Consider the following 19,714-nt stretch of genomic DNA (forward strand, 5'->3'; position numbering starts at 1 on the left):
GGAATAAGATAGCTATTTTAAATAGCAAAATCGCATACTACTTTTGAAATTAAATATGTTATCGTTCTATGCAGAAAAATAACCCATATATAACTTTTTTGTATATAACATAAAATTCGGACTTCAAAATGACTGCTAGTATCCCGTCTGTAACGCATTTGAAACAACTCGAAGCCGAGAGTATCCAGATTTTCCGTGAGGTTGCTGCTGAGTTTGAAAACCCAGTTATGCTTTACTCTGTAGGAAAAGACTCTTCTGTACTGCTTCACCTTGCCCGTAAAGCGTTCGCGCCCGGCAAAATTCCTTTCCCACTATTACACGTAGATACCACGTGGAAGTTTGGTGAAATGATTAAGTTCCGTGACGAACAAGCTAAGAAGCACGGTTTTGATTTGCTTGTTCACATCAATGAAGAAGGTGTTGAAGCTGGTGTTGGCCCATTTAGCCACGGTTCAGCAAAACATACTGACATTATGAAAACCCAAGCACTTAAGCAAGCGCTTAACAAATATAAGTTCGATGCGGCGTTTGGTGGCGCTCGACGCGACGAGGAAAAATCACGTGCCAAAGAACGTGTTTACTCATTCCGCGACAGCAACCACCGCTGGGACCCAAAAAACCAGCGTCCAGAGCTTTGGAATATTTATAACTCTCAGGTTAATAAAGGCGAAAGCATTCGTGTATTCCCAATGTCTAACTGGACTGAGCTAGATATCTGGCAATACATCTACCTAGAAAACATCGATATTCCGCAACTTTACCTTTCTAAGCCTCGCCCTGTCGTTGAGCGCGACGGCATTCTTATTATGGTTGACGACGACCGTATGCCGCTAGAAGAAGGTGAAGTACCAGAGATGCGCTCTGTGCGTTTCCGTACTCTTGGCTGTTACCCACTTACCGGTGCGGTAGAGTCAGAAGCAGCTACCCTACCTGAAGTTATCCAAGAAATGCTGCTTACCAAGACGTCTGAACGTCAGGGCCGAGTTATCGACCATGACAGCGCAGGCTCTATGGAGAAGAAGAAAATGGAAGGGTACTTCTAATGGCCACCGACAACGTTGTTTGGCATAAACACGAAGTAAACAAGACCACCCGCTCTGAAAAGCTTAGTCAAACGCCTCGTGTATTTTGGCTAACGGGTTTAAGCGGCTCTGGTAAATCGACTTTAGCAAACCTGCTTGAGAAAAAGCTTCACGAGCAGAACAAGCACACTTATCTGCTTGACGGCGACAACGTGCGCCACGGTCTGTGTGGCGATTTAGGTTTCAGCGATAAAGATCGCGTTGAAAACATTCGCCGCATTAGCGAAGTCGCTAAACTTTTTGTCGATGCCGGTACCATTGTGCTTACCGCTTTTATCTCGCCTTTCAAAGCCGACCGCGATTATTGCCGCAGCTTAATGGAAGACGGAGAGTTTGTAGAAGTGTTTATCGATACACCTCTTGAAGTGTGTGAAAAACGCGACCCGAAAGGGCTATACAAGAAAGCGCGTAGCGGTGAAATTAAGGACTTCACAGGTATTGATTCAGCCTATGAAGCACCTGAAGCGCCAGAAGTACACTTAACCTATCAGGATGAACCCGCAGAGCAAACCGCTGAGCGATTGTATGCTTTGCTTCAAGAAAAGGGATTGGTGTAATGACACAGCCTTTAAATAGTCTTGCACAAAAAGTGCTAGCTATCGCCAAAGAAGCCGGCGATAAGATAATGGCCATTTACGAGAAAGACTTCGCCATTTATGAAAAGCAGGATACTAGCCCGCTAACAGAAGCTGACCTTGCCGCACATAACGTAATCGTTAACGCTCTTGAAGCTGAATCTGACCTGCCGATTCTTTCTGAAGAGTCAGCAGATATTTCATGGGAAGAGCGCAAAACGTGGTCGTCATACTGGCTGGTAGACCCGCTAGACGGCACTAAAGAGTTTATTAAGAAAAACGGTGAGTTTACGGTAAATATTGCACTTATCGAAAACGGTAAACCGACCATGGGCGTGGTTTACGCGCCAGCACTAAACAAAAGCTATGTAGGTATTGTTGGTGAAGGTGCGTGGACTGAAGTAAATGGCGAATTTACCGCTATTTCTGCGCGCAAGCACGATGGTGCCGAAGTGTGGAAAGTGGTAGGTAGTCGTTCTCACCAAAGCCCAGAAATACAGAATTTATTGGCACAGCTTAAAGGTGAAACCGAGCTTGTGGCGATGGGTAGCTCACTGAAGCTTTGCTTGGTGGCTGAGGGCGAAGCACATCTTTACCCTCGTTTAGGCCCAACATCTGAATGGGATACAGGAGCAGCGCACGCCGTCGCACTAGCAGCAGGCGCAAACGTAACCGTACTTGACCCTGAAAACCCATTAGATGACAACGCTGACGCTCTTACGTACAACCAAAAAGAGTCTGTGTTAAACCCCTTTTTCCTTGTGAGCGCATAACATGAACAATGAAAACGAATTACTGAGACAGGACATTCTGTCTTACCTAGAACAACACGAAAAGAAAGACATGCTACGTTTCCTTACCTGCGGTAGCGTAGACGATGGTAAAAGTACCCTAATTGGTCGCCTGCTTCACGACTCAAAAATGATTTATGAAGACCAACTTGCTGCTATCACTAAAGACAGCAAAAAAGTGGGCACTACAGGCGAGAAAGTTGACCTTGCCCTTCTTGTGGACGGTCTTCAGTCTGAGCGTGAGCAAGGGATTACTATCGACGTAGCATACCGCTACTTCTCTACTGACAAGCGTAAGTTTATTATCGCTGATACTCCGGGGCACGAGCAGTACACTCGTAACATGGTAACCGGTGCGTCAACGTGCGACCTTGCTATTATTCTTGTTGATGCTCGCGGCGGCGTTAAGGTTCAAACGAAACGTCACTCGTTCCTGGTTTCTCTTTTAGGTATAAAACACGTTATTGTTGCTATCAACAAAATGGACTTGATGGACTATTCAGAAGAAGTGTACAAGCAAATTCAGGAAGACTACCTGAAGTTTGCTGAGCAGCTTGATATTCCTGACATTCAGTTCGTACCTATTTCAGCACTTGAAGGCGACAACGTAGTAGGCAAGAGCGAAAAGACCCCTTGGTTTGACGGCACGCCACTCATGGAAATGTTGGAAAACATTGAAATTGGTGAAGACGACAACCTAGAAGATTTTCGCTTCCCTGTACAATATGTTAACCGCCCTAACCTAGATTTCCGTGGCTTTGCGGGTACCGTGGTATCTGGCCAAGTTGCACCAGGTGATGAAGTAACGGCACTTCCTTCTGGTAAGAAATCAAAGGTGAAGCAAGTTGTTACGTTTGAAGGCGACCAAGAGCGCGCTTATGTACCTCAAGCGGTAACGCTAACGCTAGAAGATGAAATTGACATCTCTCGTGGCGATATGATTGTAAAATCAGATAACTTGCCGTTGCTAAGCACACAATTTAAAACTCACCTTGTGTGGATGTCTGAAGAGCCGCTAATGCCAAACAAGCAATATTTGTTTAAATTCGCGACTAAATCAACGCCAGGGGTAGTTGCACATATCGATAATCAAATTGATGTGAACACGCTAGAAGAAACCGATGCTATGCACTTAAATCTTAACGAGATTGGTGTAGTAGACGTTAAATTTACTCAGCCTGTTGCTTGCGACCCGTATAAGCGCAATCGCCCTACGGGTTCATTCATCGTTATTGATCGCCTTACCAATGGTACGGTTGGTGCAGGTATGATTATTGATGAAATTGCAGGTGACGCACAGCATGCATCGCCTAACTTCTCTGAGTTCGAGCTTGAATTCAATGCACTAGTACGCAAGCACTTCCCGCATTGGAACTCTGTGGATATCAGTAAACTTTAAGCAGGACTGGAGCAATATGGATGTGACCCAGTTCATCGTACTGGCAGTATTTGCCGGTACGATATGCGCGCTGATCTTTACCAATCTGCGCCCTTCCACTGTGTTTTCTGGTGCAGTGTTAGCATTACTGGTTACCCAGCAGTTATCTCTTGATGACATCTTGCTAAATTTAACAAACAAGGGTCTTATCACCCTTGTTTTGTTGCTTTTGGTAAGCAGTGCAATTGATAAAACAGCGCTGATAAAACGCCTAGGAAGGAAATTGGTAAGTGCTAACTTTACTCAATCCTACTGGCGTTTGTTTTCGCTAACTTTTTTATCGTCTGCGCTGTTAAACAATACAGCTATTGTGGCAAGTCTTATTGGTCCTATTAAGCAAAACCAATATCACCCTGCCTCTCGATTGCTAATTCCCCTTTCATACGCTGCTATTCTAGGCGGTACGGTCACCTTAATCGGAACATCTACCAACCTGATCGTAGACAGCTTTTTGCAGGAACACGGACATCCGGGCTTTAACTTTTTCGACTTCACACTTTATGGCACCGCAGCGGGTTTAAGCTGTGGTCTGCTTATGTTTTTGTTACTTCCTTTGCTACCTCATATTGGCAATAAGAGTAACAACTATCACGAGTATATGGTTGAAGCTGAAGTAGAGCATGGTTCAGAACTCATAGGCAAAACCGTAGAGCAAAACCATCTGCGTAATTTACCAGAGCTCTTTTTGGTAGAAGTGGTACGCAATGGGAACCTTATCTCTCCTGTCGGGCCTGACCTAGTCATTTTGGAAAACGACAAGCTTATCTTCTCTGGCAACGTTCAAAAGCTTGATAACCTTAGCCATATAAAAGGGTTAAGCATGTTTGCCGAGACCGATGGGGTATTGCGTGAAAGCTTAACCGAGGTAGTTGTTGCCAATCGCGCTCAAGTTATTGGGCAAACCATTAAAAAACTTGGCTTTAGAGCACTATTTGATGCAGCTGTTGTAGCCATTCGCCGCGATGGAGAGCAGCTGTCAGGCAAGTTAGGAGAAATAAAGCTTCAAGCAGGTGACTTCTTACTTTTAGCTACAGGCCCAGACTTTGCGACTCGTCAAAATTTAAATAAAAACTTTTTTATTTTGTCAGAGCAAAAAATCGCCCGCCCACTAACCAACAAGCAAGAATGGATTACCCTTGGCGGCTTCCTTTCCACGGTGTTATTGGCTGCAACTAATGTCATTTCACTGGCTATCGGTTTGCTGTTCTTAGCCGCTGTACTCATTGGCGTTAAAGTGACGTCAAACGGGGAAATGAAGCGAAATTTACCGTTGAATTTGATTGTTGTTATTGTGGGCGCTTTAAGTTTGGCTACCGCACTAGAAAATTCAGGCGTGATAAGTACAACCACTGAAGTACTTATGCCGGTATTATCGGACACCGACTGGTTTATAGCTTTGTTAGTCATTTATTTGCTAACTTTGGTTTTGACCGAGTTCGTTACCAACAACGCTGCTGCGGCACTAATGTTCCCGTTTGCCTACGGGTTAGTGCAAATCATTGGCGCACCGCTAATGCCATTTGCGTTAGCGGTAGCATTTGCAGCAAGTGCCAGTTTTATTTCACCGTTCGGCTATCAAACCAACTTGCTTGTTTATAATGCGGCGAATTATAAGTTTTCGCATTTTATAAAAATTGGACTGCCTATTTCGCTGTTGTACAGCACCATAGTTTTGACACTGCTTAATATTACTTATTTGTAAGTTCTTGCGGCGCGTTTTGAGAGGACATAGAAAATCGCCAAAGATAGAGCAGCAATCAGCAGTATTACGTAAAGGGAAGCAAGCGCTTCCCTTTTTTATTTATAACCTTTCAATACATTCATTTTCTCTTACAAATATCAAAATGTTGTGCTGTACAACACCTGTAGCCAACAGTAATCTATACCTCAATTTATTGCCTGCCTGTTGGCAAGCTAACAATGACTCATGGCTTTACACAGAGTCAGAGTAATAAAAAAAACGAAATAGGAGCAAGGGATGCATAATGTAACGAACCCCTTTCAAGCGTGTAACGATATTTTTTTCAAGCCTAATGGTGTATTTAAAGCAGTAGGTGAAAACAACAATTGGAGCTGGATGCCATTTATTTTGATCATGGCTATTTCACTTGTTTCCCAGTACTTGTATGTAAACTTCGTTGACATTGAATGGTTCGCTCAGATGAATATTGCCGCGCAAGGGGATATGAGCCCGGCAGAAGAAGAGCAAATGAAGGCATTCTTCACCAGGGATGCTTTGCTTTGGTCATCGGTTATAGGTGCCTTTTTTGTTCCTATTATCGTAAACGCCATTTACGCCGTGTACGTGAATTTAATGACCCGGTCTGACGACAGCCATGTGTATGGCTTTACTGACTGGTATGGTTTCGCTTGGTGGCTTTCAATGCCTTATGTGCTTACTGGTTTAGTGGGCGTTGCTTTGCTGTTGTTCGCAGGCGACCATCAAGTCGCACCATCAATTTTATCGCCAGCGTCCCTTGGGTATATTGCGAATATCCCAATGGACTCGCCTTGGTACGCTTTCGGCCAGGCGTTAAGGGTAGAGCTATTCTGGGGCATTTATCTAGCCACCGTAGGTATTACTCAATGGACCGCCTTTTCTCTTAAAAAGGCGGCATTAATTGCAAGTGCACCTTATATTGTTATCTACGGCATCTGGTTGATTGCCCTCGCCTTGTTCTAATTAATCTTGCGAATGTAACGCGCCCACTATACGAAAAGTGCGCTGTGCTATTAATACAGTAGTTATGAATATAATGTTTGTGATTACAGTGTTTTAGTACAGCGTTTCTATAAACTGGCCGCGCAGCCTTACTTTAAAAAGACACACCCTTTCATTTCTTTCACTACCCATGAATAGCATCATTGCCGCTTATGTCATCACACGAAGTATCATTATACCAATCCGCATAGATCATTACCCACTCAGCGAGTGTTAAAATGTTCGTAATCGCGGCGTGTTACCGCAGGTATAGTGGTCTACATCAAGGTGACACAACAAAGAGTACGGACATTTTAAACTCGCCCTTCGGGAAGGTCTGGCAAGCTTCCTAGCTTCATTCTGGGAATTTGAAAGGGAACAGCCATTCCTGCATTCCCACGCTTTGCTAGGAAACTTGCCAGCGCCTTCTGAGTGGGCAATGATCTATGCGGATTGGTATTACACCCACAGCGGCAGCTGTTTAGTTGGCTTAGACCCTTGTCGTAACGGCCTGAAATAATCTTTATTTTGATAAAACTTCGCATCCTGCGGTGAATGCCATAAAGGCACGCCTAACAAAGGAAGGGGCTTTAAGAGCGGTGTGACCTGAAAAGCATCGAGTGCTGAAATTCGGGCTGACATTGCATCGTCGAGTACGGCACGTTGTTGCCATTTATCGAGCTCATTAAATCCTTGAGGCACTGAAACCGCGAGCCACTTTCCAGTAAGCCCAATAAACGGGTTCAGCATCATTTCTAAATTCGCATGCCCAAATACATAGGGCGTTACTTCAGCATGCCAACGCCCTCGATTTGCTAGAAATACCTGTTCCCATTCATGGGTGGCCAGTTGCTGTAGGAAAACTTCTAGCGATTCAACGCCACTTGGTCTGGGCTCTTCTATCGCCAGCACCACGCCACACTCATCAAAGTGGGTAATCCGATTGCGACGTGCGGTGCGAGGGTTTACGCCGTACGCCTCGATATCGCTTATATGCAGTTCATTTAATAAGGATTTTGTTTTGGGAAACTGCAGCCAGATTAGTGCATTAAACAAATCGTGCCAGCTTTGCTCTCTGGTAGGGACAACCCCATCTTCACTAATAATCGTTTCATAGTAACGCTGTTCATCTTCTGAAAACTGACTCTGTCCTTTAAATACAGGCCCCGTCCATTGCTTGTGATATCTAGATGTAAGTTCATTAAGCACATCAGGAGATGGAAACTTACTATGACTCATTAAACCGAGTTCATCTAAAAGAATGGTTACAGGATAACTTGCGTGTTTTTTAAGTAGTCTTTACAGAAAGGGATTGAGTCTGATTGCATATCAACTATTGGTTCGCTCTGGGGTTTTCTCTATACTGAGCAAGTATTGTAGAGCAAACAGAGACTAACAATGAAAAAAATGTTTTTGCCATTGCTTGTACCTACCCTTCTGGGCGTAAGTGCTTGCACACCTAACAGCGACAGCGCGTCACAAGATCAGTCTGCGAAAAAAGAGATGCCTGTGGCGTCTAACTTTGACAGTGTTTACAACAATATTTCAGACGCCGATATTCGCGAGCCATTAAAGGTACTGTCTTCAGATGAGTTTGAGGGCCGTTTACCGACGACTGAAGGCGAAAAGAAAACCATTGAATACTTGGTTAGTGAATTTACCAAAGCGGGGCTTAAACCGGGTAACGGGGATAGCTTTTTACAAAAAGTAGCCCTTATGGAAATTACTGCTGACCCAGATATGACCATGACTATTGGCGACAATAACTTCGCGTATAAAGAGCAAATGGTTGCCTCTTCTAAGCGAGAACAGAGCTCAGTTTCCCTTGAAGATTCAGAATTAGTCTTCGTTGGCTATGGTGTGAATGCACCAGAGTATGACTGGAACGACTACGAAGGGTTAGATGTTGAAGGCAAAACCGTCGTCATGCTAATTAATGACCCGGGATTTGAAAATCCAGAAAGTGGTAAGTTTCAAGGCACAACGATGACCTACTACGGTCGTTGGAGCTACAAATATGAAGAAGCGAGCCGTCAGGGCGCTGCTGGCGCCATTATTGTTCACGAAACAGCCCCTGCCTCTTACGGCTGGTCAGTTGTTGCTAACAGCTGGAGCGGTCCGCAGTACGGCCTTGTAAGTGCAGACAAAGGTGCAAGCCGTGTCGCTGTTGAAGGTTGGCTTACGTTAGACGCAGCAAAAAAAGTATTTGCTGATGCTGGGCTTGATTTTGAAGCAGAAAAAGCCAACGCCATGCAAGGTCCTTACAACAAAGCAATGGATATTAAAGCATCGGTTACGGTTAATAACACCTTCAAAAAGTCAGAGAGCAACAACGTTATCGCGACTCTGCCGGGCGCAGAGTTTCCTGATGAGCATATTATCTACACGGCACATTGGGATCATTTAGGTAAAGATGAGAGCAAAGAAGGCGACCAAATCTATAATGGCGCTCATGATAATGCCACGGGCACTGCGGCTATTCTAGCAATGGCCAAAGCATACTCAGAGTTGACGCCTGCACCAAAACGCTCGGTATCATTTTTAGTAGTAACTGCTGAAGAGCAAGGACTGTTAGGCAGTAAATATTATGCAAGCAATCCTGTTATTCCGATTGAAAATACGGTTGCTAATATCAACATGGACGCAATGAACGTATTAGGCAAGACCAAAAACGTTGCCGTTGTAGGCATGGGTAAGTCAGAAATGGAAGATTATCTTGAAGCCGCTGCAGCTAAGCAAGGTCGTACACTGACTCAAGAAGACAGACCAGAAGCTGGGTACTACTACCGCTCAGATCACTTCAGCTTTGCCAAGCAAGGTGTTCCAGCACTGTACGCTGAAGGCGGAAATGAACCAGCAGATGAAGAGACAGCCAAATACAGAAAACGTATGAATGTCATTGTTACTGGCTGCTATCACCAAGTGTGCGATCAGTATCGTGACGATTGGGATTTAAGCGGTATCGTGCAAGACACACAAATGCTGTTTGATGTGGGTGTAGGTGTTGCAAATGCAGAGGCTTGGCCGAAGTGGAATGAAGCAAGCGAGTTCCAGCGCCAAAACTAAAACACTTTGACGTAAAAACGCAAAGAAGGCCGCGTCTTCTTTATCGTTAATAAAGGGTTTCTTCGTGAAACCCTTTTTTATTTGACCCGCATTAATTTACTACCCTCTACATTTGAACTCACTTCCCTCTATATTAAGCACTGCTTACCGCATTCATAAGCTTACCTTTGCATGGAATTAGGATAAAAATGTTAATAAACGGCTATTTTGGGATAAATGGAATAAGAATTTCCATTTTCTCATCATAATGTACTTGCAATTTCCTGTCAGACTGGCACATTCAGGGGCACGCGAATAAGAATAACAACAAATCATCGCCCACTCGTACGCGAGTACCGACAGGAAAAACTTCTATTATTTTTTTCAACAAGTGAACAGAGAGAATCCGTTATATGTGTGGTATTTTCGGTATCCTTGATATCAAAACCGATGTGTCTGAACTCAGAACCCAAGCCCTCGATTTATCAAAACTTTTGCGCCACCGTGGCCCTGACTGGTCGGGTATCTGGAATAATGACAATACCATTCTTTGTCACGAAAGATTGGCGATTGTCGACGTTGATACAGGGGCGCAGCCTCTTATCAGCCAAAACGATAAACAAATTCTTGCCGTTAACGGCGAGATATACAACCACAAGCAACTTGCTGCTAATCTAGATGAGCCGTACCCATTTAAAACCCGTTCTGATTGCGAAGTTATTCTTCCGCTTTTTCAGCAAAAAGGCATCGACTTTATCGATGAACTAGAGGGTATGTTTGCGTTCATTCTATACGATGAAGAACAAGACGCTTACCTTATTGCCCGCGACCATATTGGTATTATTCCGCTTTATACCGGTTACGATGAACACGGTAACTTCTATGTTTCATCTGAAATGAAAGCGTTAGCAGGCGTATGTAAGACAATCAGTGAGTTCCCTCCTGGCCACTACCTGTGGAGCAAAGAAGGTAAAATCACCAAGTACTACAAACGCGACTGGATGGAATACGACAACGTAAAGGACAACACCAGCAACTTAGAAGAGCTACGTTTAGCATTCGAGAAAGCTGTGAAGTCACACATGATGTCTGACGTTCCATACGCTGTACTTCTATCGGGCGGTTTGGACTCTTCACTGGTTTCAGCTGTCGCTGCGCAGTACGTTGCAAAGCGCGTAGAAGACGAAGACAAGACAGATGCATGGTGGCCTCGCCTGCACAGTTTTGCTGTAGGTCTTGAAGGAGCACCTGACCTTAAGGCAGCGAAGAAAGTGGCCGACATGATTGGCACCGTACACCATGAAATTCACTTTACCATTCAAGAAGGTTTAGATGCCATCCGTGATGTTATCTATCACTTGGAAACCTACGATACAACAACGATCCGCGCCGCTACTCCAATGTACTTAATGACACGCAAGATTAAAGCGATGGGCATTAAAATGGTGTTATCGGGTGAAGGTTCTGACGAAATTTTTGGTGGTTACCTATATTTCCATAAAGCGCCAAACGCCAAAGAATTCCACGAAGAAACGGTACGTAAACTTGATCGTCTACATATGTTTGACTGTGCGCGTGCTAACAAAGCCACATCAGCATGGGGTGTAGAAGCTCGTGTACCATTCTTAGATAAGAACTTCATTGACGTAGCTATGCGTTTAAACCCACAAGACAAAATGTGTCTAGATGGAAAAATGGAGAAGTGGATCCTTCGTAAAGCGTTTGATAACGGCGAAACCCTTCCAGCAGAAGTACTGTGGCGTCAAAAAGAGCAGTTTGGTGATGGTGTAGGTTATTCGTGGATTGATTCAATTCGCGATTTCGTTGAAAACGAAGTGACTGATCAGCAACTTGCAACAGCGGAATTCCGCTTCCCAGTTAACACACCAGACACCAAAGAAGGCTACTACTACCGCACTATTTTCGAGAGCTACTTTCCTCAAGAAAGTGCGGCGCGCTGTGTGCCAGGCGGTAAATCTATTGCGTGTAGTACAGCAGAAGCACTTGAGTGGGATGAGAGCTTTAAAAACAACGCAGACCCTTCTGGCCGTTCGATGAAAGGCGTCCACGCTGGCGAATCTTAATAGACAATCGTACAAGCAGAGCTAACATTTAAAAAAACGCGGCCTAAGCCGCGTTTTTTATTGTCTATTTATTCTTTTGAAGCTTCTGTTTTTGGTTTATACCATAAAGCAGAATTAGTAAGAGGGGTCTCAATGGGTAATAACGGATTTTCGAGAGTGAAAATTTTACGCTCATTAACCCCTAAAGACGCTAAGATTGGGGCGTACGTAGATTCAAATAACGCATCAAAAGACCCATCTTCAATGGCTCTGTTAAGGCCTGTTTCAATAAGATTCGCTAACGTCTTGTTACTTGAACTTACAAAGTAATACATAGCGGTGGGGTAATACAGCGCCATTGAAGGCTCAAGATAAAGGTTGTTACGACGACCTTCCACCTCTAGCTCTGCATCCACTTCCATAACAGAACGAGGAAAGAAGTCTCCTTTACCTTGTTTAATCATGTCATACGCTTCGCGAAACTCAGGCACAGTAAACACGTTAAACCCGTTGGCTTGAAGAATTTTGGTGTCCGGCCATTCTTCACCCTGAATGGGTATAAGTTTACGCATGTCGGTCAGCGATAATACATCATCGAACTTCGTCTTTTTATTTTCGTTAATAACGAAAACACGAAGACCTATAAGCCCTTTTGCGATTGGAATACGAATGGGGGTCAATTCCTTTTCGCGCTGGCTGTCCGTCATACTCCATACTACGTTAACTTCTCTGTTTTCACGTAGCTGACGCATCGCTTTGCCCGTCAGCAATATACGATCAGAAGGGCGTAGCTCATAATTTACGCCGGTTTTATCGAGCGCAAGTTTAAGCAGTGCTATCGGATATTGAGCACGGGCATCTGAGTCGTCAATAGGACGCGGATAAGTGATTGTCCAAGTAGCGGCCTCAACCATTGATGCAGCAGTAAAAGAACACAAAGCGACGGCCGCTATTACGGCTTTTTTTAGCAGATTAAAGCTATGCATCTTCTTTATGTCCTTTGTTAATTTGATTACTTAAGCCCAAGACGTGTTTGCCACAAAGCCGGTGCGTTTCAAACACTTATTCAATACCAATGTATTTATGTGTTTGTAAAGATAGCCGCCAGTTACGTTCAATACAAGTACGCACTGCAAGTTCTGTAGCTCTCTTTTTCTGGCTAATTGGTTGTAAACAAACCTGTTTTCCGTCTAATGACGATACATTAGCAAGCAGAGCATCAAGCTCGTCAATATGCTTTTGCATTGCGATGGGGTGCTTGATTTCATTCGCTCTTTCAAGCGCACTTACTAAGACGTCATATCCGCCTTTCATGTTTATTTTAGGAGAAACCGTCACATACGTACGCGTGTCACAAAGTACTTCAAAAGTACCGCTGGTCTCTATTTGTGTTGTGTATCCGTTGTCGTGAAGTAGGCTCGTCAGAGGACGTAGGTCGTACATACATGGCTCACCGCCGGTAATTACCACATGCTTTGCCACATAGCCTTGTTTCCCAAACTCAGCCAGCAAAGCCTCCTCACTGGAGATGAAATAGGTTTCAGACTCTTCGCCTTTTGTGATCACAGCTTGGGGCGACACACTGAGGTCTGGCTTAATTTCCCACGTATGTTTTGTATCACACCATGGACAGCCCACAGGACAGCCTTGTAAACGAACAAAGATAGAAGGAATACCAGTGTGAGCGCCTTCACCCTGGATAGTTTCAAACATCTCATTGATGTTTAATGTGGACATTACAGACAATTTGACACCCTTTAACGATTGTATGTTGGGATTTTACCAAGGATCACATAAAATTCGGGCATAATTTCTTAAATCTTCGAAAAACTATGTCAGAAAACGTTGTTGTTATCTATTCAGGAGGCATGGACTCCTTCACAGTGCTGCATAAAGCGCTTAAAGCAGGCAAAAAAGTTCATGCACTGAGCTTTAACTACGGACAACGCCACAAGAAAGAACTCGATTATGCTGCCAACGTGTGTAACTCGCTTAACGTTCCTCACAAAATTGTAGATATTAGCGCCATAAATACGCTCATAGGGGGTTCAGCGTTAACCTCAGATATCGAAGTGCCAGAAGGCCATTATGAAGAGCCAAGCATGAAACAAACTGTGGTGCCCAATCGCAACATGATTTTGTTATCGCTGGCCGTTGGCTACGCGGTCAGTTTAGACGCTAACGAAGTATACTATGGCGCTCACTCTGGCGATCATGCCATTTACCCAGACTGCCGCCCTGAGTTTGTTCATAAAATGAATGATGTGTGCGGCATTGCGAATTATACACCGGTTACGATCATGACGCCTTATATCGACGACAGCAAAACCGCTATCTTGACCGATGGTCTGTCAATGGGACTGGATTACGGCCAAACGTGGACCTGTTACAACGGCAGAGAAAAAGCATGCGGAAAATGCGGTGCGTGCGAAGAGCGCTTAGAGGCGTTCAAGGAAAATAACGCCGTCGATCCTCTAGAATACGAATAGCGTAATCTGAAATAAAAACACCTCTTATTGTTTATAAGCGCTTTAACCCAAGCGTTTATAAACAATAAGAGGTGTGATCGCAGGTGCTTGTTGCTACTACTTTTGACTCTCTGAAATGAAGTAGCTCAATTCTTTAATACAGTGGCGTAATACTGGGTTTAATCGCGTATTTTTTCCATTCATCACAAACAGTTCGTGACTAAATTTAAATAAGCTCCCTTTTGCAATAGGTACAAGCCCAAGTGCGGCGCCCTGCTCCTTCGCCATATAGTCTGGCAGCAAACCAACATATTCGCCGGTCATAATCGCAGACATCGCTGCATCAAATGAGTCTGAAAAAGTTTGAATCGATAATCTGGTTTCATCTTCAATGTAGTTTGCCGACGACAATCCAGAAATACCGATGGCAGGGTAATCACCAATTTTTACGCCTTCTGGTAAATCAGTATCGCGATACTTTGCCAGAGGGTGCGTAGGCGCACAGTACAATCGCCCTTCAGTTTTGATGCCGACAGGATGAAAAGTTACTGATTCCGGTTTGACCATGTCATAGGTTGAAACAACGAGGTGGCACTCTCCAGATAGAGCGACATGCTCAACTTCATTGTATAAACGAGTTTGGATATTAACGTGAATATCGTCAAACTTCTTCATAGTACTTTTAACCGCTTTACTTACGGCCAAGTGCATAGAAAGTGGAAGACCAGCCATTAAGACCAAAGTGATATGGCCTGAGTAGTCATCATGCAGCGATTTCAGATTGAAGACAAAGTTGTCGAAGGCATTAAAGATGCGTTTGGTTTCTTGGAAAACCACCTCACCCTCTTTTGTCATTTGGAAGCCACCACGACCGCGATGACATAACACCAAATCTAACCGTTCTTCCAGTTTTTTGATGGCTGCACTGATGTTGGGTCGTTGCATTCGCAACACGGGTTCTGCCGCAGTAAATCCGTTGCAGCTCGCTACAGCGTAAAACACACGCAGTAGCTTTATATCTGACTCCTGAAGACGATTAAGCATATTAGCACCTGTTTATAGGTATAGTTATCGATACTCAACTTCGAACTATATTCAACTAATTGTGCTATTACAACGACATTTTGCGGCTTTTCATCTCATTTTTAATTAAAAATTCGAGTTTTGTGCTAACCAAAAACTGGCGTCATGTCGTATTGTCCAGGAAAAAAAAGGGGATTTTCTAACAACAAAAGGAAAAGTGCTGTAGTGAGTTATCCGGTTTCATACGGAACGAACCCACATACAGCCTCTGCTAGCGAGACGCATCGCCATTTTTAAGAGAGTGTAACAACTTGCTTTCGAAGTGCTTCAATATCGTCACGTAATGATGCTGCTTTTTCAAACTCAAGCTCACGCGCATATTCAAACATCTGCTTTTCAAGCTCCGTGATTTGGTCCATTAATTCAGTAGCACTTGCTGTTTTCTGCTGTTTTTTCTTCTCTTCAACTTTGCGCAATCTGACTTTTCCAGACGCAGGGTGCGCGCTGTCGCCTAAGTCCATAATATCGGTAATAGGCTTATTAAGTCGCATCGGCGTTATACCATTTGCCTCATTATGCGCCATTTGCTTCTCACGACGGCGCTCAGTCTCGTCCATCGCTTTTTTCATCGACTTGGTAATACTATCAGCGTACAAAATAGCTTTACCATTCACGTGACGCGCGGCTCTACCAATAGTCTGAATTAATGAACGCTCGGCTCGCAAGAAGCCTTCTTTGTCGGCATCTAAAATCGCTACCAGCGACACTTCGGGCATATCTAAACCTTCACGCAACAGGTTAATACCAACTAACACGTCGAACTTACCTAATCGTAAATCACGGATAATTTCAATTCGCTCTACGGTATCGATATCCGAATGCAGATAACGCACCTTAACCCCGTGCTCATTTAAATACTCGCTTAAGTCTTCGGCCATACGCTTAGTTAAGGTAGTAATAAGCACGCGTTCGTCTAGTTCTACCCGCTTTTGTATTTCAGACAGGACATCATCAACCTGAGTTGCAACCGGGCGCACTTCGATGACAGGGTCTAGCAAACCTGTTGGACGCACAACCTGCTCAACTATCTCACCGTCAGTTTTCTTTAACTCATAGTCACCGGGTGTTGCAGAAACATAGATGGTTTGCGGACAAATTTGTTCGAACTCTTCGAATTTAAGCGGTCGATTATCTAAAGCCGATGGCAGCCTAAAACCAAATTCCACCAAGGTTTCTTTTCTAGAGCGATCACCGCGATACATAGCTCCTACCTGAGAGACGGTAACGTGAGACTCATCAATAAACATCAACCCATCTGCAGGGAAATAATCTAAGAGTGTTGGAGGTGGTTCGCCCGGCGCTCTTCCCGAAAGATAGCGAGAGTAATTTTCGATCCCAGAACAATAGCCAAGCTCCATCATCATTTCGATATCGAACTGGGTGCGCTGTGAAATACGCTGCTCTTCAATCAGCTTATTCGCCTCTTGAAGCTGCTTTTTGCGATCGCCTAGCTCTGCCTTAATATGCTCAATGGCATTGAGGATTTTTTCTCGAGGGGTTACATAGTGCGTTTTAGGAAAAACCGTTGCTCGAATAACTGACTTATCGACAGCCCCGGTTAGCGGGTCGAACAGACTAATTTTATCTATCTCATCGTCAAAAAGCTCGACCCTTACGGCTTGCTTTTCAGAGTCCGCAGGGAAAATATCTATAACATCGCCACGCACGCGGAACGTCCCCCTTTCAAACGCTAAATCGTTACGCTTGTACTGCAGTTCTGCAAGGCGACGTAAAATGTCACGTTGGTCCATGGTGTCGCCCTGGCGAAGGTGCAATAGCATCTTCATGTAGGATTCAGGGTCACCCAAACCATAAATAGCCGACACACTCGCTACAATGACTACGTCTCTGCGCTCCATCAACGCTTTAGTGGCGGACAGTCGCATTTGTTCAATATGATCATTGATTGACGCGTCTTTCTCAATAAAGGTATCGGTACTTGGAACGTAGGCTTCTGGCTGATAATAATCGTAATATGAAACGAAGTACTCTACGGCGTTATTGGGGAAGAATTCTTTCATCTCACCGTAAAGCTGAGCCGCTAATGTTTTGTTGTGTGCAAGAATAAGCGTTGGTCTCTGCACTTCTTTAATGACATTAGCCATGGTAAAGGTTTTACCCGACCCCGTAACACCAAGCAGTGTTTGGCCGGCCAAGCCACTTTCGAGGCCATCCACCAAAGCTTCTATTGCTTTTGGCTGGTCGCCTGCTGGCTTGTATTTAGAATGAAGCTCAAACCCTCTACTCATTTACTTAACCTTTTCTTTAGCTTACTGCTTAACATCTTGCTTGCGGTCACACTACTCAACATTAAAAACGCACAGCCTTAAATAGCCGCTCTGGTATTAGCTGTGCTCAGACGTTTCTTTATCTAATTCAAACTGAGTAATCGCACGTTTGAAAACAACAAATGAAACACACGCCATTGCAATATTGGCAATGACCGTTCCAGCAAATAACCCTTTCAGTTCAAATAGAAAACTACCCGCGACGCTGATAGGTACGAAGAAAACAAATAAGCGGATGACACTTAACGTTAATGCCGTCATTGGACGATGCATGGCATTCAGCGATGAGTTAGTCAGAATGATAATGCCTTGCATGCCATAACCCAGCGGTACAATCATAAGAAACAGCTGTATTAGTACGCTTACCTCTGCTTCATTAGCAAAGGCGACGGCTATCCAGCTAGATAGTCCCCACATGACAAGAAAAATGGCGAACTGCCAAACCAGAACAAATTTCAATGTAAGCGAATATGCCGTTTTTACCCGTTCTACTTGGCCTGCTCCCACGTTTTGGCTAATAAATGGAGGTAGCGTCATAGAAAGTGCTAGCACAACAATACTTGCAATAGACTCCATTCTGTTACCCACTCCCCACGCAGCAACCGCTTCAGCGCCGTAACCAGCAACTACGGCAGTCATCACCCCACCGGCAACAGGTGTCAGCATATTCGCCCCCGCCGCAGGCAGCCCTATTTTGAGAATGTCACGGCTGCTATCACGCAGCTCGGCAAGCGTCAGTAATCGAGGCAACATCAACTTTCTACGAACGGCTAGAATATAAAGTATCCATACCGCGCCAACAATCCACGCTATAAAGGTAGCGAGTGCCGCGCCTTTTATTCCCATTGCCGGAATGGGCCCAAGGCCGAAAATAAATATAGGGTCAAGCAACGCGTTTAATCCGCCCCCTGCCGCCATAACAATACTGGGTGTGCGCGTGTCGCCACATGCACGCAGTACGCTATTGCCTACCATTGGCATGGCGAGAAAAATGCTCGATAAATACCACAGGCCCATATAATCAGAGATGTATGGCATTAGGTTGTCTGTTGCGTTAAGCAATTTAAACACAGGCTCTATGGTGAAAAAGCCGATAATTGCTAATCCTCCCACAAGCAAAACAGACAGCATTAAAGAGCCTGTTGCGTAGTGTTGAGACTTAGTTATTTCTTTGCTGCCTTGCAGCTTACCTATAATTGCAGACGTACCTATGCCTAGACCAATATTCAAGCTTATTACAGTAAAGGTAACGGGAAAGGTAAAACTAATAGCAGCTAAAGGATCGGTACCCAACAAGCTTACAAAAAAAGTATCGATAAGCCCAAAGCTCATCATCATTACCATTCCCAATATCATAGGAATAGTCATACGCTTTAACGTAGTACCTATATCTCCTTCCAATAAGTCGGAAGTACGTTGTTTAGCGTTACTTTTTATCACTTGAGCTCCGGCAAACTAAAATCCCCTCATCAATTGCGCGTTAGTGTAAAAGAGTGAACACTATTTAGCTATGCGTATTCGACAAACAAAACAAAGCATAAGAGGGTTGTATGAAAAGCGATGTTTTTGACAAAAGTACGTGCGATGAACCATTTCGCTGGCTACGCCACAAAACTACGAGTTTTTTGTAAAAATAAATCAAAACACGTGCGTATGTGTTCATTACAGTTTAATTTCTATCCTGTTTCACTTTTACTATGCAGGAAAAACGTCTCGGGCGCGTCTAGCTATCCAAATAGAGCGTTTAAAAGACACACAAAAATGTTAACAAAATGTAAGGCATTGAGAATTAAGATGGATTTCATTGAATAGCATTTAGGCATTCGTTGAATTAACACACAAGCTACTTTTTGTTCAACCGATCTATTTCGATCGAGAAACAAGATCAAAAAAAACACCCTAACCCTCTGTATTAAAAAGCTTATCCACTCAATAACGCCATAACCTGATTAGATCAATACGTACGCGATCTCGTAAATAACAACAGCGATTCTAAGCTATCAACATAGTTATCCACAGATTTAGTGGATAACTAACGCCAGACCATATTCGGCGGGATTTCGTGCTCGATTAATTTCTCAGCACGTAAGTGGTGACTAACCTTTTAATCCTCAGGTACAGGTTACAGATTTATGAAAACCTGTACATAATACCAGTATGGAAGCGCTTTTTTATTCTAT

14 protein-coding genes and 1 pseudogene are annotated in these 19,714 nt (G+C 44.0%); 9 read left to right on the plus strand and 6 right to left on the minus strand.

Annotated elements, in window-relative coordinates; all coding sequences use genetic code 11:
• The first annotated feature begins 128 nt into the window (after window positions 1–128).
• The 6 genes from cysD to KUL49_RS08720 all read left to right on the plus strand — a co-directional run bounded on the left by cysD (window position 129) and on the right by KUL49_RS08720 (window position 6,569).
• On the plus strand, window positions 129–1,043 hold the full coding sequence (gene cysD / locus KUL49_RS08695; protein WP_014976001.1) for a sulfate adenylyltransferase subunit CysD: 915 nt from the start codon (window positions 129–131) through the stop codon (window positions 1,041–1,043).
• Window positions 1,043–1,639, plus strand: a complete 597-nt coding sequence (gene cysC / locus KUL49_RS08700) for an adenylyl-sulfate kinase (protein ID WP_131137038.1) — start codon at window positions 1,043–1,045, stop codon at window positions 1,637–1,639. Before cysD ends, cysC begins: the two co-directional genes overlap by 1 nt.
• On the plus strand, window positions 1,639–2,430 hold the full coding sequence (cysQ, locus tag KUL49_RS08705; RefSeq protein ID WP_014975999.1) for a 3'(2'),5'-bisphosphate nucleotidase CysQ: 792 nt from the start codon (window positions 1,639–1,641) through the stop codon (window positions 2,428–2,430). Before cysC ends, cysQ begins: the two co-directional genes overlap by 1 nt.
• A 1-nt stretch (window position 2,431) precedes the next feature.
• A complete protein-coding gene (gene cysN, locus KUL49_RS08710) occupies window positions 2,432–3,847 on the plus strand; it encodes a sulfate adenylyltransferase subunit CysN (RefSeq protein ID WP_131137039.1) in 1,416 nt (471 codons plus the stop codon).
• A gap of 16 nt (window positions 3,848–3,863) precedes the next feature.
• Window positions 3,864–5,588, plus strand: coding sequence for an SLC13 family permease (locus KUL49_RS08715; protein ID WP_131137040.1), 1,725 nt, complete (start codon window positions 3,864–3,866; stop codon window positions 5,586–5,588).
• Window positions 5,589–5,864: 276 nt separating this feature from the next.
• Window positions 5,865–6,569, plus strand: coding sequence for a YIP1 family protein (locus KUL49_RS08720; protein WP_069943952.1), 705 nt, complete (start codon window positions 5,865–5,867; stop codon window positions 6,567–6,569).
• A 477-nt stretch (window positions 6,570–7,046) separates the two neighbouring features.
• Here the strand turns inward: KUL49_RS08720 and KUL49_RS08725 are convergent.
• Window positions 7,047–7,915: pseudogene (locus KUL49_RS08725) on the minus strand (DUF3025 domain-containing protein).
• Between the two features lie 70 nt (window positions 7,916–7,985).
• Here KUL49_RS08725 and KUL49_RS08730 point away from each other — a divergent pair.
• Together KUL49_RS08730 and asnB are read left to right on the plus strand one after the other, a co-directional pair.
• On the plus strand, window positions 7,986–9,653 hold the full coding sequence (locus KUL49_RS08730; RefSeq protein WP_131137042.1) for a M28 family metallopeptidase: 1,668 nt from the start codon (window positions 7,986–7,988) through the stop codon (window positions 9,651–9,653).
• A gap of 392 nt (window positions 9,654–10,045) precedes the next feature.
• Window positions 10,046–11,716 (plus strand): asparagine synthase B, encoded by a 1,671-nt coding sequence (gene asnB, locus KUL49_RS08735; protein ID WP_131137043.1) that lies wholly within the window; start codon window positions 10,046–10,048, stop codon window positions 11,714–11,716.
• Window positions 11,717–11,784: 68 nt separating this feature from the next.
• Here the strand turns inward: asnB and KUL49_RS08740 are convergent, their stop codons facing one another.
• Together KUL49_RS08740 and queE are read right to left on the minus strand one after the other, a co-directional pair.
• Entirely contained in the window at window positions 11,785–12,681 is an 897-nt protein-coding gene (locus tag KUL49_RS08740; RefSeq protein ID WP_014975996.1) for an amino acid ABC transporter substrate-binding protein, read from the minus strand.
• 76 nt (window positions 12,682–12,757) lie between these two features.
• Complete coding sequence (queE, locus tag KUL49_RS08745) at window positions 12,758–13,432, minus strand: 7-carboxy-7-deazaguanine synthase QueE (RefSeq protein WP_131137056.1); 675 nt, start codon at window positions 13,430–13,432, stop codon at window positions 12,758–12,760.
• A gap of 95 nt (window positions 13,433–13,527) precedes the next feature.
• Between queE and queC the strand changes: the two genes are divergently transcribed.
• Window positions 13,528–14,184, plus strand: a complete 657-nt coding sequence (gene queC, locus KUL49_RS08750; protein ID WP_014975995.1) for a 7-cyano-7-deazaguanine synthase QueC — start codon at window positions 13,528–13,530, stop codon at window positions 14,182–14,184.
• Between the two features lie 96 nt (window positions 14,185–14,280).
• Here queC and KUL49_RS08755 read toward each other — a convergent pair whose 3' ends face one another.
• The 3 genes from KUL49_RS08755 to KUL49_RS08765 all read right to left on the minus strand — a co-directional run bounded on the left by KUL49_RS08755 (window position 14,281) and on the right by KUL49_RS08765 (window position 18,974).
• Window positions 14,281–15,207 (minus strand): LysR family transcriptional regulator, encoded by a 927-nt coding sequence (locus KUL49_RS08755; protein WP_014948786.1) that lies wholly within the window; start codon window positions 15,205–15,207, stop codon window positions 14,281–14,283.
• A gap of 272 nt (window positions 15,208–15,479) precedes the next feature.
• Entirely contained in the window at window positions 15,480–17,495 is a 2,016-nt protein-coding gene (uvrB, locus tag KUL49_RS08760; RefSeq protein WP_131137044.1) for an excinuclease ABC subunit UvrB, read from the minus strand.
• Between the two features lie 96 nt (window positions 17,496–17,591).
• Entirely contained in the window at window positions 17,592–18,974 is a 1,383-nt protein-coding gene (locus tag KUL49_RS08765) for an MATE family efflux transporter (RefSeq protein ID WP_165477893.1), read from the minus strand.
• Window positions 18,975–19,714 lie beyond the last annotated feature (740 nt).

The organism is Alteromonas sp. KUL17 (assembly GCF_006538305.1).
Taxonomy (GTDB): Bacteria; Pseudomonadota; Gammaproteobacteria; order Enterobacterales; family Alteromonadaceae; genus Alteromonas; species Alteromonas macleodii.

Excerpts from the sequence above, each read along its gene's own strand:
- cysD (WP_014976001.1), top strand. The coding sequence starts at position 129 with ATGACTGCTAGTATCCCGTCTGTAACGCATTTGAAACAACTCGAAGCC.
- cysC (WP_131137038.1), top strand. The coding sequence starts at position 1,043 with ATGGCCACCGACAACGTTGTTTGGCATAAACACGAAGTAAACAAGACC.
- cysQ (WP_014975999.1), top strand. The coding sequence starts at position 1,639 with ATGACACAGCCTTTAAATAGTCTTGCACAAAAAGTGCTAGCTATCGCC.
- cysN (WP_131137039.1), top strand. The coding sequence starts at position 2,432 with ATGAACAATGAAAACGAATTACTGAGACAGGACATTCTGTCTTACCTA.
- KUL49_RS08715 (WP_131137040.1), top strand. The coding sequence starts at position 3,864 with ATGGATGTGACCCAGTTCATCGTACTGGCAGTATTTGCCGGTACGATA.
- KUL49_RS08720 (WP_069943952.1), top strand. The coding sequence starts at position 5,865 with ATGCATAATGTAACGAACCCCTTTCAAGCGTGTAACGATATTTTTTTC.
- KUL49_RS08730 (WP_131137042.1), top strand. The coding sequence starts at position 7,986 with ATGAAAAAAATGTTTTTGCCATTGCTTGTACCTACCCTTCTGGGCGTA.
- asnB (WP_131137043.1), top strand. The coding sequence starts at position 10,046 with ATGTGTGGTATTTTCGGTATCCTTGATATCAAAACCGATGTGTCTGAA.
- KUL49_RS08740 (WP_014975996.1), bottom strand. The coding sequence starts at position 12,681 with ATGCATAGCTTTAATCTGCTAAAAAAAGCCGTAATAGCGGCCGTCGCT.
- queE (WP_131137056.1), bottom strand. The coding sequence starts at position 13,432 with ATGTCCACATTAAACATCAATGAGATGTTTGAAACTATCCAGGGTGAA.
- queC (WP_014975995.1), top strand. The coding sequence starts at position 13,528 with ATGTCAGAAAACGTTGTTGTTATCTATTCAGGAGGCATGGACTCCTTC.
- KUL49_RS08755 (WP_014948786.1), bottom strand. The coding sequence starts at position 15,207 with ATGCTTAATCGTCTTCAGGAGTCAGATATAAAGCTACTGCGTGTGTTT.
- uvrB (WP_131137044.1), bottom strand. The coding sequence starts at position 17,495 with ATGAGTAGAGGGTTTGAGCTTCATTCTAAATACAAGCCAGCAGGCGAC.